The following is a 15,346-nucleotide window of genomic DNA, read 5'->3' on the forward strand; positions in this document are numbered from 1 at the left end:
CAAGTAAAAAGAGCAGGGTATCTCCTGCTCTACAATCGTTATTGACGTTTTTTATTCTTCTCTTGAGTTTATGTGCCTACCGTTTCCTACTCTCCAGTGCAAATATATACGTACTTTATTGACCGTTTCACAAGATGACGTGTGCTTTCACCACACTAAAATTTGATGTAAGAATTAGGGTAAACCCTAAAATCAACTTATAAAATTTGAGCTTTTAACTCAATCAATAATGTGGCTTTCGCCACGCTTCGGCATTCGACCCGCCTGTCCGTAGGCTTTGGTTATGACAATTTTCTGTCCCATATAGGTCTGATATTTGCTAGAATAGGTATCGCTACTTTTCCTAGGCCTGTTTATTGTAACACGGAAATTGCCCTTTGACAAGTAGAATTTGTAATATTTTATGCAAAAATAACAAACATTTTTAAAAAAATGGTTTCGAACGTTCGAAACCATCACCTATCTGTATTACTTAATTCCTAATGCAATACGAGCATAACGACTCATTTTTTGAACAGTCCAAGCCGGTGACCAGACCAGTCTCACATCCACTTCAGTCACTTCTGGGACATCTTTTAAAACATCATGTATTTGATCTGTGATCAAATCAGCTAAGGGACAGCCCATTGTGGTCAAAGTCATATCAATTTCAGCTTTGCCATCAATAAAACGAATTTCATAAATTAACCCTAGATTGATAATATCTATCCCTAGTTCAGGGTCAATCACATCTTCAAGAGCTTGAAAAATACGCTCCTGGATATCTTTAATTTGATCTTCTGTATACGCCATTTTTCAAGCACTCTCTTTCTAATGTTAAAAATGCAATGAAATTTTACTTGTTCATTATCTTCCCAAAACTTGGCTATAATAGGAAAATAAGTTATTCATTCTTTATATCAAATAGTTAGCTGGGAATAAGACTGAAGTTTGAGATGAAACAAACGAAGTTTGTGTCAAATTAGTCCACTGGAGGTTACGCTCCCTTTCTAATTTCAAGGGGAGCGGTTAAAAAGGTTCCCCGAACCTTGTCCGCTTTCGTGTTTCTAGGCGGACGTTGAGAAAGCCTATCCGTAGGCTTATTCCACGCTTTCCTATTTCTAGGCTCGGGTTAAAACACCAAAGGTTAGCCTGCTTTCATATTTCTGGGCAGGCTTCAACAGTCTGGGAGACTGTTGAAGGTTGGAGATGAAACAAACGAAGTTTGTATCAAATTAGTCCACTGGACGTTACGCTCGTTTCTAATTTTCAGCGAGCGGTTGATTTTGTCTCCCAAGCAGGCTTCAACAGTTCGGAGAACTGTTGAAGGTTGGAGATGAAACAAACGAAGTTTGTGTCAAAACGTCCCCCGGTGGCGCTCCCTTTCTCAATTCAAGGGGAGCGGTTAAAAAGGTTCCCCGAACCTTGTCCGCTTTCGTGTTTCTAGGCGGACGTTGAGAAAGCCTATCCCGGAAATTAGCCTGCTTTCATATTTCTGGGCAGGCATTAGAAAGGTACGCAGTACCTTCGCTCGTTTCTAATTTTCAGCGAGCGGTTGATTTTGTCTCCCAGACAAAATCAATCCTCAATAAAGTCTCTGAGTGGTTTGCTGCGGGATGGGTGGCGGAGTTTGCGGAGGGCTTTGGCTTCAATTTGGCGGATGCGTTCACGAGTTACGTTAAAGACCTTACCAACATCTTCTAGCGTACGCATTTTACCATCATCTAAACCAAAACGAAGACGCAATACGTTTTCTTCACGATCAGTAAGAGTATCCAATACCTCATCTAACTGTTCACGAAGAACGACACGTGTGGTGTAGTCAACAGGATTTTCAATCACTTCATCTTCAATGAAATCTCCTAAATGGCTATCATCCTCTTCACCAATAGGTGTTTCAAGGGAAACTGGTTCTTGTGCAATCTTGAGAATTTCACGAACTTTTTCAGGTGTCATGTCCATACGTTCTGCAATTTGTTCCGGTGTCGGATCTTGACCTAATTCTTGGAGAAGATTACGTTGTTCACGGACCAATTTGTTGATTGTTTCCACCATATGTACTGGAATACGAATGGTACGAGCCTGATCTGCGATAGCACGAGTAATGGCCTGACGGATCCACCATGTCGCATATGTTGAAAATTTGAATCCTTTTGAGTAATCAAATTTGTCAACGGCTTTCATCAAGCCCATATTTCCTTCTTGGATCAAATCAAGAAATTGCATACCACGACCAACATATCGCTTCGCAATAGAAACAACTAAACGTAAGTTAGCTTCCGCCAGCCGTTGTTTTGCTTCAGGATCACCAGCTTCTACTGCCAAGGCTAATTCCTGTTCCTCTTCGTTGGTCAAAAGTGGAACAACACCAATCTCTTTCAAATACATCCGAACAGGATCATTTACTTTTGCCGAATTACTTCCTAGCAATTCTTCGTCAGATAATTCTGGTTCTTCTTCAACTTGTAATGCCCGTGCCGATGGATTTCCTTCTTTATCAACAATTGAAATTCCGGCATCTTGAATACGCTGAAGCAAATCATCAATACCATCCGCATCCAATGTAAAGGGAATGACTAATTGGTCATTGATTTCATCGTCGGTAGCAGACCCTTGCTTTTTATGGTTACGAATAAATTCTGCAACTTGAACATCAAAGGTTGTTACTTCTGTTTTTTTATCTTTTTTATTTGTCATATTTACTCCATTTGTTTTCTTCTTTCGAGCAATTGTTGCAACTCATCGAGTGCAATGTCACTATTTCCCATATGGGAGTGTTCACGAATATTTCGTGAAATTAATTGATTCTCCTTTTTCAATAATTCTTTATTTCGTCTATGCTCAAGTTCTTCAATTTCACCTTGGGCCACTTCATCTGGCAAACGCTCTTCCAACATTCGATACCATGCCTGCTGAACTGAAGCTTCCATTTGAGACAATTCAAAACTCGTGATTTCTCCCTGTTCCCTTAAAACTTCGTATAAGATTTGAAGTTCCGGGGTCGCAAAATAAAAATCATCTCGCAAACGAAACTCATTTAAAATGTAAGAATGTTCCACCATCCGAGACAGCAAATGATTTTCAGCTCGTACCAAGCTCGTTACACGTACAAGCGGTTGGACTGGCAACAGCCTTGATCGAGCAGTTTGGCTATTGTTTTCCACTGACCGATCTTGTCGTTGTTGCAGACGTGCATTGTTGACCGCTAACTCAACTTGTGTGTAGTCAAAATCAGACAATAAATCTGCCACTTTGTATATATAAGAATTTTGAGCAGTAATGGATGGAGTTTTTGCAATGATTGGTGCAATCTTATCAACAAATTCAATTTGCATTTGCAAGTTATCAGGATTTTCAGGTTTGAGGTACTGAATTAAAAACTCAACATCACTCATCCTTGATTTTTCCAATATCTGTTGCAGTGCCTCTGGAGAATTCTTCTGTAAAAATTCATCCGGGTCCATATTATCAGGAAGCTTGACTATATCTATCTGAAAATTTTGCAACTCATCCAGTGCTTTCATAGTTGCAGATTGGCCAGCTTTATCGCCATCGTATGTAAGAACAACTTTTTTACAAAATTTAGAAAGGTGACCAACATGTTCTTGTGTCAATGCTGTTCCCATGGAGGCAACGGCATTTTCGATACCAGCCCGATGCGCCGCTATGACATCCAAGAAGCCTTCCATCAGATACACTTCCCGTTGCTTTTTGATAGTAGCCTTAGCCTGATCCAAATGATACAGCTCATAGCTCTTATTAAAAATCGGCGTGCTGCGAGAGTTTTTATATTTAGCTAGTTGCTTATTTTCTTGGTCTTTTTTCGTCCAAATTCGACCCGAAAATGCAATAATTCTACCATATTCATCACTCAAAGGAAAAATTATACGCCCTTGAAACGCATCATAGATCATTTCGCCTTCACTCGGGTTAAATAAGCCCGACTTTAGTAAGTTTTCCTCATTGTACTCTGCTGATAATTTTTGGTAAAGGATATTTTGCTCAGGGGGTGAGAGACCAATCTGAAAAGTTTGAATCACTTCATCATTCAAACCACGTTGGTATAAGTACTCCCTTGCCTCTTCTCCCATTTTTGTAGTCATTAATAGTGCATGATAAAATTTCGCCGCATCCTTATGGATGTCAAAGAGAACTTGATGGGGATGTTGTCTCGATTCCGATTGCAGTTTAGTAGGAATGTATTCAGTTTGAAAACCAGCTTTCTCAGCAATAATTGCCACGGCATCAGCAAATGAAACGCCTCGAAAATCTTCAATAAATTTGAAAACATCTCCAGATTTTCCACAACCAAAACAATGATAAAACTGCTTGTCTTCAACTACGTTGAAAGATGGTGTTTTTTCCCCATGGAAAGGACACAAACCTAAATAATTACGCCCCGCTTTGGTAAGCGCAACCGATTCACCGATAATATCTACAATGTTAACCGATTGCTTAAGCTCATTTATTTTTTCTTTTGCTAACACCGGTTACCTCCATATAAATTCAGAGAATCTGCACAATTTAACATTTTATATTGTATAACAAATTTTAAAAAAAGTAAAACTTTCAAGTCGTTCTACTTGTAAAATCAAGAAAAGCGTTTATAATAGATAAGGAAAATATTTATGAAAGGACATATTTAGGATATGTTGAAAGATTTAAAAGCGTTTTTGTTCCAAGGCAATGTTATTGACCTTGCAGTCGCAGTAATTTTTGGTGCAGCCTTCAAATCTATTATTGATTCATTTGTTGCAGATTTAATCACACCATTGTTGTTAACTCCAGCTTTAAAAGCTGCAGGTGCAGATAAAATTTCAGAATTGAGCTGGAATGGTGTTACTTATGGTAACTTCTTGAGCGCTGTAATTAATTTCTTGATTATCGGTACTGTTCTTTTCTTCATCGTAAAAGCGGCAGAAAAAGCAATGCCTAAAAAAGCTGAGGAAGCTCCTGCGGGTCCTACTCAAGAAGAATTACTTGCAGAAATCCGTGATTTATTGAAAAAATAATTCTTGATCGATGGGACAGGCGAATCGCCTGTCTTTTTATTGTCCAAAAAAGAAGATGTGAGCATGACACCCACACCTTTATGTATTTTTAAAATCACCATTAACCCTTGTAACCATTTGGATTTTTAGATTGCCAATTCCATGTGTCACGACACATATCTTCAATCGTTTTTTCGGTTTTCCAATTGAGTTCAGCCAGAGCCTTGTCAGCATTTGCATAGCAAGTTGCCACATCCCCAGGACGACGATCAACAATTTTGTAAGGTACTGGAACTCCATTTACCTTTTCAAAAGCTTGTACGAGTTCTAATACACTTGTTCCCTGTCCTGAACCTAAATTATAAGTATATACACCTGTCGTATCCGAAATCTTTTCAAGTGCTTTAATGTGCCCAAGTGCTAAATCAACTACGTGAATGTAGTCACGAACACCTGTACCATCTACAGTATCATAGTCATTCCCAAATACACTCAACTCTGCCCGTTTACCAACAGCTACTTGTGCAATAAATGGCATAAGGTTGTTTGGAATACCAGCAGGATCTTCACCAATCAAACCTGATTCATGAGCACCAATTGGGTTGAAATAACGAAGAAGAGCAACGCTCCATTCTTTATCAGAAACTTCAAGATCGCGCAAAATCTGTTCCAACATCACCTTTGTATAGCCATATGGGTTAGTCGCACTTGTTGGCATATTTTCCACCAATGGGGATGGGTTGTTCAAACCATATACAGTAGCACTGGAAGAAAAGACAATTTTCTTAACTCCAAATTCAGCCATCACTTCTACCAGAGCAAGCGTTGACATGATATTATTTTCATAATACATTACTGGTTTTTCTACAGACTCACCAACTGCCTTGTATCCTGCAAAATGGATGGCTGCTTCAATCGATTCTTTTTCAAAAACCGAACGGAGAGCCTCCTTATCAGCTACATCCAATTCATAAAAAGCCGGTCTCTTTCCTGTAATCTCCTCGATACGATCCAAAACCAAAATACTTGAATTAGAAAGATTGTCGACAATGACAACTTCTTTACCCAATTTTAACAATTCAACAACTGTATGGCTACCAATATACCCAGCCCCACCTGTTACTAAAATACTCATGAAAAACTCCTTTTTATATGAACAAAATGATATTATTCATTTCTACATATCTATTATAAGTTAGGTAAGGTAAAATGTAAATAAAAAACAGCCCTAAAGCTGTTTTAAATTCAATTAGAATTTTTTACGCTTGCGAGCTGCTTCTGATTTACGTTTACGTTTTACAGATGGTTTTTCGTAGAATTCACGTTTACGTGTTTCTTGAAGAGTACCAGCTTTAGTAACCGCACGTTTGAAACGACGAAGAGCATCATCAAGTGATTCGTTCTTGCGTACTACTGTTTTTGACATTTTTTTCACTCCCCTCAATTTCAAAGTCTTTATCATTGTACTATGAATGCATCCGTTTGTCAATCTTTTTTGATTTTAAATCATAAAAATCTGTCCTAGGTCAACTTGCCAATCGATTGCTTTTTCGAGACCACGCAAGCATGGCCCCAAAGAACACTTCGTAAAGAACAAAAAATAATATAAAGCAATGCAAGAAAAATTCCTCAGGTAAAATATAAATGACAGGATCCTTGGCCGGGTCAAATAACCAAGTAGAATCACCAGGAAAAAGGACCGTATGAAACAGAACAAAAAATTGGTCAAATCCCATAAGAAGCCCCATTAAGCCGATGACAACCGGTGCAAGCATCATCCACAAGAAGTTTTTTTGAACCAACCAGCCATGGCCTTTTAAAAGAATCTGTTTGATGAACAAGAAAAAAGCGGGAAAACTTATAACAAACACACCCTGCGCTAAATGAAATAGTTTTTTCACATCAGCGAAATGTTTGAGACCATCAACTGAGGAAGAAAAGTTAGGCATGTCTAAAACTGTCTGAAATGGATTGGTTAAATAGTTCATCAAAATATTGAAATTATATGAGATGTCTGCCGATTTCATATAGACGATTTTTTCCAGCCCTAGATAAGAAATTTCAACAGGAAACACTAGCCATGCCAAATAAATGGTAGCAAGGATTGCACCCGACAGCACAAATAAAACCGTTCCGAATACTTGTAGTTTAGTTTTCATCAAAGCTCCATTCATCTAAACTATTCAACACATGGGTTGGCGCAATTGGTAAATGAGCTACTTCTTCTGGCTTCGTAAAACCAGTAAGTACCAAAAGAGTTGAAAAACCATTATCAATACCTGCCCGAATATCTGTCAAGTAATTATCACCAACCATGATTGTCTGACTCTTTTCAGTTCCCAGTATCTCCAAGGCCTTATCCATAATAATGGATTTTGGTTTTCCAATGATGGCTGGTTTAACCCGAGTTGCAGCTTCTAATAGCGCCAATAATGAACCTGCTCCTGGTAAGTGACCACGCTCAGTTGGAATATTCAAATCTGGATTGGTGCCGATAAAGGTTGCTCCTTTTTGGATCGCTAATGTAGCAATCGTGAGTTTTTCATAAGTCAAATCAGTGTCTAGCCCAACAACGACATAGGCAGGATTATTTGTATCCTCAACGTAGCCGGCTTCATAAATAGCTGATTTTAGCCCATCTTCACCGATTACATAAACGGTCTTGTCTTTACCCAAATCATTCATATAGTCGATGGTAGCAAGACTTGCAGTGTAGATGGTTTCGAGTGGCGTCACAATATTGAATTGCTCAGTCAGCATGGCCTGCACCGTTTCAGGTCTGCGGGTGGTATTATTGGTCACAAATAAATAAGGAATTTGTCGTTCCTGCAATCGATGTACAAATCGTTCCCCAGCTGGTATGCGCTTTTTCCCTTCATAAATTGTCCCATCTAAATCAATCAAGTATCCTTGGTACGTCATTTTTCCTCCTTAATCAAATCGTGTTTCCCAATGTTTGGCATGACAAGCTTCAAAACAAAGGGCTATTTGTTCTGGTGTATTTTTCCCTAAAGATAGCTGTGGCAAGTCGTTAAGTTCAAAATAAGCTGAGCCGATTGTTTCCAAATTTGGTTGAAATTCCCCACCAATAACCTTGCAAAGAATAAATACCTTTGTTACACGGTGTGCAGACTTGGCTGGATTATTCTTATGTTTGTCCAAAATCGCCACAACCCGTTCTGCTTCAACCTCGAGTCCCGCTTCTTCTTTTACTTCTTTAATCACATTATCCTTAACCGATTGATCTACGTCACACCAACCGCCAGGCAAAGACCAAAGTCCATCATTTTCCTGAACCAACAAGATTTTGTTATCCTGAAAAATGGCTGCGCGAGTATCAAGTTTCGGTGTCTGATAGCCAGATTCATTACAAAATAGCTCTTTCACTACTTCCAAAGGTTGCCCTGAAGGCTCCACTAACATTTCTGCCGCAATTTGCCGCACTTCTTCAAAACGTTCAATATCATAAACATCTTTCCCATAGGCTAAACCTGTTTGAGCGATGGCTTGTAGACGCACAGCCCAGTCCAACCACTTATCTTGCGTCATCTCTTTTCCTCCATTCAATTGTAGCTTGTGCATGAATATGCCCCTCTACAACGATTTCATGTTGGCTATGTAATGCTGTTGTAACCAATCGAGAACTCACTTGACTTGTAGGAGCTACTTCCTTGATGTATTTTAATTGAATTTTTTTAGGAACATGGCAGAGCAGAAAATCGTATCCTAGCGATTCACACATCCATTCTAAGTACTTACTATTGTTGACATGACCATTCATATCCAAATCAAAATAGCGAACCGAAAACTCCTGAACAATTGGTGCGTCCAGCTCATGGTATTTGGGTGCCCGTGGTAATTTTTTAACCTGTTCAGATTGAAATGGCTCAATCAATACTTCTGGAACTGGAGCTACCTTTCGAGTTTCAAAATCAATCAACACAAAATAGCAGAGAATATCGAGTAAAAGATTGCCGTTTTCATCATAAATATAGAACATCCGATGGCAGAAAAATTTATTATAGGCAATCGCTTCTGTCACAATGGTGATGGTTTCATTATAAGTTGGTAAGCGATGAATGTTCAGCTCATAATCAGTCACTACCCAGATTAATCCAAATTCTTCAAAAATGAATACATCACTTCGTCCAACTGACTCTGATTGGCGTCCTGACACTCCCAGACAATATGAAATACAAGCTGGTAATTTAATTTCATGTTGCACATCACTCATATCAAATGGAATAGTTAGATTTTCTTGATATTTTAATCCCATTTAGCTCACCCCTCTACAACTCTTCAATAATAAACCGTTCAGCTACTGTATCGCCAAGAAATAATCCTTTTTTCGTCATTCTAAGCCAATGGTTCTCCTCCTGTAAGAGACCTTCATTGATTAAGTCTCTAACAACCTGACCATATCGTTCTTCAAATGAGATACCAAATTTTTCTTCAAATCGTTCAATCGAGACACCCGTTTTCTTTCTCAAGCCTAAAAACATCTCTTCTTCCATCTGCTCCGTTTTACTGAGAAATTCCTCATGTAAACGTGAATGGCCTTTCTCACGAATTGATTTGAGATAGTGTTGAATCGGGCCTCGGTTACGATAACGCATGCCATCCAAATAGCCTGAAGCCCCTGCCCCTAATCCATAATACTCCGCATTATCCCAGTACATGAGATTATGACGACTTTCAAATCCTGGTTTGGTAAAATTAGAAATCTCATAGTGCTCAAAACCATTTTTTTCTAACTCCTGAAGGATGTAATCAAACATATCAGATTCTACGTCCTCATTGGGCAGATGAAGATTTCCACGGCGTTGGCGATTCATAAAGACCGTATGATTTTCCAAAATCAAGCTATAGAGACTCATATGGGGAATATCCAATTCTAAGGCCTTTGCAACATTGTCTTTGACTTGCTCCATTGTCTGACCAGGTAACGCATAGATAAGATCTATGGAAATATTATGAAAACCAGCTGCTTTTAGTGAAGCAATGGTTTCATAAATTTGGGCTTGGTTATGACTACGACCAATTTTTTTTAACATACGGTCATCAAAGGTTTGAACCCCCAATGATACGCGGTTACATTTAGATTTTTTTAGAACTTCAATTTTGTCTGCTGTCAGGTCACCAGGGTTAGCCTCAATAGTAAATTCCTCCAGTTGAGATAAATCCAACAAATTCTCAAGATTGGTCAAGAGATAGTCTAATTGATCTGCTGATAAAGCCGATGGTGTTCCGCCACCAATATATAGGGTCCGAAGGGCTGGGAGGTCGTAAAACTTGACCTCTTCCATGAGAGCGTACAAATACTCATCGACAGGTTGGTTTTTGATAAATACCTTGGAAAAGTCACAATAGTAACAAATTTGAGTGCAAAATGGAATGTGAATGTAGGCTGATGTCGGTCGTTTATTCATAAAATCTATTATAGCACATTGTCAATGAAAACTTTTTTTGGAGCCACACTTTACTTCACTCTAAAATATTCGTATAATAAAGATGAAAGGAGACTTTTAATGAACAAAGAAAGAATATACGATAGCATCAATCTCATCCTGTCATTTTTAGTCTGCCGCTGGATTTTTATGACTTTTCTTTTTTTCCAGTTTTCGACTATATTTATGACCTATGATGTCATTCCGACACTTGCGGCAATCCTGTTAATGACTGCATTTTGCTTTAACATATTTCGATTAATTTATAGACCAAAAATTTCTAGACCAACTCTCTACTTTTTCTATTGTAGCTATATACTTCTCCTCATGTATCTCCTATTTTTCAAAAGTATTGGCGTTAAGGGTTTCAACTGGAATCTCTTTTCCACCTTCACACAAGACCTCTTTCTCAACCCAGCTGTCTTAGTCTTTAACCTCTTATTATTTTTACCCCTAGGATTGCTCGTTCCCTTTTCTTGGAAAAAATTAACTCTTTTTATTGGTGTAATTCTGATAATTGAAGTCTGCCAGTACACTTTCTCATTAGGTTTCTTTGATCTTGGTGACATCTTGCTCAATACAATCGGTTTTGTTCTTGGAAATTTCCTTGGACGATCAGTAATTGGTCAATTCTTCAAAAATAAAATTCAAAAAAAATAAATCTGGATAACTAGTTTTTAAAATAAAAAAATAGCTTAAAATGACGTCATCAGCAACGTTGATTCTAAGCTATTTTTTTATTCTAATGTTGTTCAGAGTGAGATTTTTTTAGATTATCTGTCCACTCTTATGCTATTTAGCTTCCAAATGCCAGATATCATCATTGTACTGTTGAATCGTACGGTCTGATGAGAAGAATCCAGATTTGGCAATGTTGACAATCACTTTTTCAAGCCAGCTATTACGGTCTTCATAATCTGTCAACATGCGTTCCTTGGTTAAAATGTAATCTTCCAAGTCTAAGAGGGTCATAAAGTAGTCATTATGTTTCAAATTATCTTGTAAGCGCCATAGACGTTCATCGATACCACCCGCATGACGTACGACATCACTAGTAATAAAATCAATCAATGGACGGATTGTATCGCGTTCGTAGTAAGTGGATGGGTGGTAGGTTCCATTTGCATAATGATCAATAACAGTTTGACTATCTTGACCAAAAATGTAGATGTTTTCATCACCAACCAATTCATGGATTTCTACATTGGCACCATCATCCGTACCAATTGTCAACGCACCATTCAACATGAATTTCATATTGCCAGTACCAGATGCTTCCTTAGATGCAAGAGAAATCTGTTCGGAAATATCTGCTGCTGGGATAATATAACTCGCCTCGGTTACATTGTAGTTTTCAATCATCACCACTTGCAAATGTGGGGCAACATCAGGGTCATTTTGAATAACTTGTGACAATACTAAGATTAAGTGAATAATATCTTGGGCAGTTGTATAGGCTGGTGCCGCTTTTCCACCGAAGAATACGGTTAATGGCCGGGTTGGGATATTCCCAGCTTTGATATCCAGATATTTGTAAATGACATATAATACGTTCATTTGTTGCCGCTTGTACTCATGCATGCGCTTGATTTGCACATCAAAAATGGATTCAGGGTTAACCTGTACTCCTTGAGTTTTCGCAATATGACGTTGCAATTTACGCTTATTATGTTGTTTGGTTTCTTCTAACCAGTCTTTAAGTTCCTTGTTTCCCTTGAAATCCAAAAGTTTTTCCAATTCACTCGCATCATGGTGATAGCCATGTCCGATTAAGCCATCAAAGTAGCTTGCCAGACTTGGATTCGCATGCATCAGCCAACGTCGGAAGGTAATCCCGTTTGTTTTGTTGTTGAATTTCTCAGGATAAAGCTCGTAAAAAGCCTTCAATTCTGAAGTTTTCAGGATTTCTGTGTGAAGAGCCGCCACTCCATTGATGGAATAGCCATAATGAATATCCATGTGAGCCATATGAACACGGCCTTGTTCATCAATAATGTTCACCGTTGGATCGTTCTTGACAGCTTTCGCACGACGGTCCAATTCTTCAATAAATGGTACCAGATGTGGCACAACACGGTTTAAGAAATCAAGTGGCCATTTTTCCAAAGCCTCTGACAAAATGGTATGGTTGGTATAGGCCGTCATCTTTTTCACGATCTCAACCGCTTCATCAAATGAAATACCACGAAGTTCTAACAAACGAATCAATTCAGGGATGACCAATGAAGGATGGGTATCATTGATTTGAACGACAGCGTAATCAGGCAAATCATGCAGATTAGAGCCTTTGGCAATCGCTTCATCAATCAATAGTTGCACAGCATTGGACACCATGAAATATTGTTGAAAAATCCGAAGGACTTTTCCTTCATCTGTCGAATCATCTGGGTATAGGAAGAGAGTCAAATTGCGGAAAATGTCTTCTTTATCAAATTCTATACCATCATAAATGATATTATCATCTACCGAGCCTAGATCAAACAAGCGCAGACGGTTTTTCCGTTCCATTTTATAACCTGGTACATCAATATCATAGAGCTTTGAAGTCAGTGTGAAGTGAGCAAATGGCACCTGATAAGATATCGGTGATTCTGTTAACCAGGAATGCGGAGTTATCCACTCATTTGGAACGGCAGTCTGTTGATGGTAGGCAAATAATTGACGAAAGAGACCAAAATGATAGTTGAGGCCAACACCATCACCATTTAAACCAAGACTTGCAATCGAGTCCAAGAAACAGGCAGCTAAACGACCTAAACCACCATTGCCAAGTGACGGTTCTAATTCCATATCTTCAATGGTAATCAAATCTTTGCCAGCTGCAACCAACTGACTTTTCACTTCATCATAAAGTCCAAGATTGATTAGGTTGTTCGATAATAATTTCCCAATCAAGAATTCAGCTGAAATGTAGTAAACTTTTTTCTTCTGATCGTTGGTATACTTGGCTTCACTTTGTTGTTTAGTAAAGGCTAATAAAGCATAATAGAGTTCTTGGTCTGTGCAATCTTCGATACGTTTGGCATACATAGACTGGACAAAGTTTTGTAAGTTGATCATTCTTTTCCTCCTTTTGGAAACTTATTTATGTAAGTATTCACGAATGTTTCTGTTAAAAAATGTAACCGTTTTCTATATTATACCTTATTCAACAAAAAAAGACAAGCCAAGTTCCGTACAAATAGAAATTGGTTCGTCTTTCAAACGATTGCGTTTTATAGCAATCAAGTTTTTTTATCATTCATCTGCAATCAGAGTTTCCAAACCAACCTTCATCATATCAGTGAATGTGTTTTGACGCTCTTCAGCTGTAGTGTCTTCTTCTGGATTCACCAAACTATCAGAAATTGTCATAATGGCAAGGGTTTGAACGCCAAACTTAGCACCCAAATAGTAAAGTGCGGCTGCTTCCATTTCTACAGCTTTCACACCCAATTTCCCTAATTCTAAGTTCCGACTGAATAGTTTTGGAGAATAGAAACTATCTGATGACAAGACATTGCCGACATGGGTTGTCAAGTTAAGTTCCTTAGCAATATGATAAGCCTTATCCAACAATTCAAAATCGGCAATTTGGGGCAAATCATATTCTGGCCAGTCAATATTCATCATTTTTGAATTAGTGGCTGCCCCTTGAGCAAGTACCAATTCACGGACATGAACATCCTTATTTAAAGAACCGGCTGTTCCCACACGAATCAATTTTTTTACGCCATATTCGTTAATCAGTTCATGTGCATAAATGGAAATAGATGGCATACCCATTCCTGTTCCCATCACAGAAACACGATGACCTTTGTACGTACCTGTATAGCCAAACATATTGCGGACTTCATTGAAACAAACAGCATCTTCAAGGAAGTTTTCAGCGATAAATTTAGCACGAAGTGGATCACCAGGCAGTAAAATCTTATCAGCGATTTCACCTGGTTTTGCGGAGATATGGATAGACATGTAGATCCTTACCTTTCTTGATAATTATTCTTCTTATTAGATTGGAAAACGATAAAAGTACTGAAGTAAGAGTGTGAAAAGTGATCATTGTACTCTCACTTTCACAAATTTACAACTCAGCCAAGATAGATTTCACCAAGCCCTTGAAGTTGTCCTTGATTTGCTCGGTTACTTCTACAACTTCTTCGTGATTGAGTTCCGATTGGAAACCGGCCGCAAAGTTTGTAATAGCTGAAATTCCCAAGACTTTCATACCTGAGTGAGCTGCCACGATAACTTCTGGTACTGTCGACATACCAACAGCATGAGCACCCATAGTCTTGAAGGCCAAGATTTCTGCAGGTGTTTCATAGGTAGGACCTGTCACACCTAAATAGACACCATCGTCCAACTTGATACCCAATTTTTCCGCAATGGCATGGGCTTTTTCACGGTATTCTTTAGTGTAGGCATTGGACATATCGGGGAAACGTGGACCAAATTCATCCAAGTTTGCACCAATCAATGGGTTTTGACCTGTCATGTTGATGTGATCGGTAATGACCATCAAGGTACCTGGACCATAGCCGATACCACCTGCGGCATTTGTCACAATCACACCTTCACAACCGAGTGCTTTCATGACACGAACAGGGAAGGTCACGACCTCCATAGGATTTCCTTCATAAAAATGGAAACGACCTTGAAGAGCTAAGACTTTACGTCCTGCCAAATCACCGTAAACCAACTTACCAGCATGACCAACAACCGTTGATTTGCCCCAGTTCGGAATTTCTGCATAATCAATAACAATGGCATTTTCAACTTCTTGAGCTAATTCACCCAAGCCAGACCCCAAGATCAAACCGAATTCAGGTTTCACTAGACCTTTTTCTTCCAAGAACGCTTTTGTTTCATAAATTTTTTCTACTAATGTCATAAGTTCAATGATACTGGACTGTCGTCCAAATTCAATTAGCTTAGCTAATTAAACTT

The 15,346-nt window shown here is 38.6% G+C and carries 15 protein-coding genes; 2 read left to right on the top strand and 13 right to left on the bottom strand.

Translation table 11 applies throughout. The features are described from left to right. Positions 1-468 precede the first annotated feature (468 nt). The 3 genes from K6V43_RS01240 to dnaG form a co-directional block, all read right to left on the bottom strand. Positions 469-792, bottom strand: coding sequence for a metal-sulfur cluster assembly factor (locus K6V43_RS01240; protein ID WP_024392443.1), 324 nt, complete (start codon positions 790-792; stop codon positions 469-471). A gap of 765 nt (positions 793-1,557) precedes the next feature. Continuing rightward, positions 1,558-2,676 carry an RNA polymerase sigma factor RpoD gene (gene rpoD / locus K6V43_RS01245; protein WP_024404349.1) on the bottom strand — a complete coding sequence of 373 codons (1,119 nt, stop codon included), beginning with the start codon at positions 2,674-2,676 and terminating at the stop codon, positions 1,558-1,560. Between the two features lie 2 nt (positions 2,677-2,678). Next, complete coding sequence (gene dnaG / locus K6V43_RS01250; protein ID WP_222381180.1) at positions 2,679-4,466, bottom strand: DNA primase; 1,788 nt, start codon at positions 4,464-4,466, stop codon at positions 2,679-2,681. 162 nt (positions 4,467-4,628) lie between these two features. On the opposite strand from dnaG, the gene mscL reads away from it, so the two are divergent. Then, positions 4,629-4,991 carry a large conductance mechanosensitive channel protein MscL gene (gene mscL / locus K6V43_RS01255; RefSeq protein ID WP_222381182.1) on the top strand — a complete coding sequence of 121 codons (363 nt, stop codon included), beginning with the start codon at positions 4,629-4,631 and terminating at the stop codon, positions 4,989-4,991. Between the two features lie 100 nt (positions 4,992-5,091). On the opposite strand, the gene galE is transcribed toward mscL, so the two are convergent. The 7 genes from galE to hemW form a co-directional block, all read right to left on the bottom strand. Next, positions 5,092-6,105 carry a UDP-glucose 4-epimerase GalE gene (galE, locus tag K6V43_RS01260; protein ID WP_222381184.1) on the bottom strand — a complete coding sequence of 338 codons (1,014 nt, stop codon included), beginning with the start codon at positions 6,103-6,105 and terminating at the stop codon, positions 5,092-5,094. A gap of 114 nt (positions 6,106-6,219) precedes the next feature. Beyond that, positions 6,220-6,396, bottom strand: coding sequence for a 30S ribosomal protein S21 (gene rpsU / locus K6V43_RS01265; protein WP_000048054.1), 177 nt, complete (start codon positions 6,394-6,396; stop codon positions 6,220-6,222). A 100-nt stretch (positions 6,397-6,496) separates the two neighbouring features. Beyond that, complete coding sequence (locus K6V43_RS01270) at positions 6,497-7,129, bottom strand: TIGR01906 family membrane protein (protein ID WP_222381210.1); 633 nt, start codon at positions 7,127-7,129, stop codon at positions 6,497-6,499. Next, positions 7,119-7,892, bottom strand: a complete 774-nt coding sequence (locus tag K6V43_RS01275) for a TIGR01457 family HAD-type hydrolase (RefSeq protein ID WP_222381185.1) — start codon at positions 7,890-7,892, stop codon at positions 7,119-7,121. Before K6V43_RS01275 ends, K6V43_RS01270 begins: the two co-directional genes overlap by 11 nt. A gap of 9 nt (positions 7,893-7,901) precedes the next feature. Continuing rightward, positions 7,902-8,519, bottom strand: a complete 618-nt coding sequence (locus tag K6V43_RS01280; protein WP_171988606.1) for an NUDIX hydrolase N-terminal domain-containing protein — start codon at positions 8,517-8,519, stop codon at positions 7,902-7,904. Further along, positions 8,506-9,246: an acyl-ACP thioesterase domain-containing protein gene (locus K6V43_RS01285; protein WP_172103624.1), complete on the bottom strand. Its 741-nt coding sequence runs from the start codon at positions 9,244-9,246 to the stop codon at positions 8,506-8,508. The genes K6V43_RS01280 and K6V43_RS01285 overlap by 14 nt, the downstream gene beginning before the upstream one ends. A 13-nt stretch (positions 9,247-9,259) precedes the next feature. Further along, positions 9,260-10,399 carry a radical SAM family heme chaperone HemW gene (gene hemW, locus K6V43_RS01290; RefSeq protein ID WP_222381187.1) on the bottom strand — a complete coding sequence of 380 codons (1,140 nt, stop codon included), beginning with the start codon at positions 10,397-10,399 and terminating at the stop codon, positions 9,260-9,262. Positions 10,400-10,645: 246 nt separating this feature from the next. On the opposite strand from hemW, the gene K6V43_RS01295 reads away from it, so the two are divergent. After that, positions 10,646-11,077 carry a VanZ family protein gene (locus K6V43_RS01295; RefSeq protein WP_261311747.1) on the top strand — a complete coding sequence of 144 codons (432 nt, stop codon included), beginning with the start codon at positions 10,646-10,648 and terminating at the stop codon, positions 11,075-11,077. Positions 11,078-11,209: 132 nt separating this feature from the next. Here the strand turns inward: K6V43_RS01295 and glgP are convergent, their stop codons facing one another. From glgP to K6V43_RS01310, 3 genes are all read right to left on the bottom strand, one after another. Continuing rightward, complete coding sequence (gene glgP / locus K6V43_RS01300) at positions 11,210-13,477, bottom strand: glycogen/starch/alpha-glucan family phosphorylase (protein WP_222381191.1); 2,268 nt, start codon at positions 13,475-13,477, stop codon at positions 11,210-11,212. Positions 13,478-13,654: 177 nt separating this feature from the next. Beyond that, the gene (gene deoD / locus K6V43_RS01305) at positions 13,655-14,371 is read right to left on the bottom strand and encodes a purine-nucleoside phosphorylase (RefSeq protein ID WP_024392431.1); all 717 of its coding nucleotides are present in this window, start codon (positions 14,369-14,371) and stop codon (positions 13,655-13,657) included. Positions 14,372-14,480: 109 nt separating this feature from the next. Beyond that, positions 14,481-15,290 (bottom strand): purine-nucleoside phosphorylase, encoded by an 810-nt coding sequence (locus K6V43_RS01310; RefSeq protein ID WP_222381193.1) that lies wholly within the window; start codon positions 15,288-15,290, stop codon positions 14,481-14,483. Positions 15,291-15,346 lie beyond the last annotated feature (56 nt).

Source organism: Streptococcus suis (assembly GCF_019794615.1).
Taxonomy (GTDB): domain Bacteria; phylum Bacillota; class Bacilli; order Lactobacillales; family Streptococcaceae; genus Streptococcus; species Streptococcus suis_AI.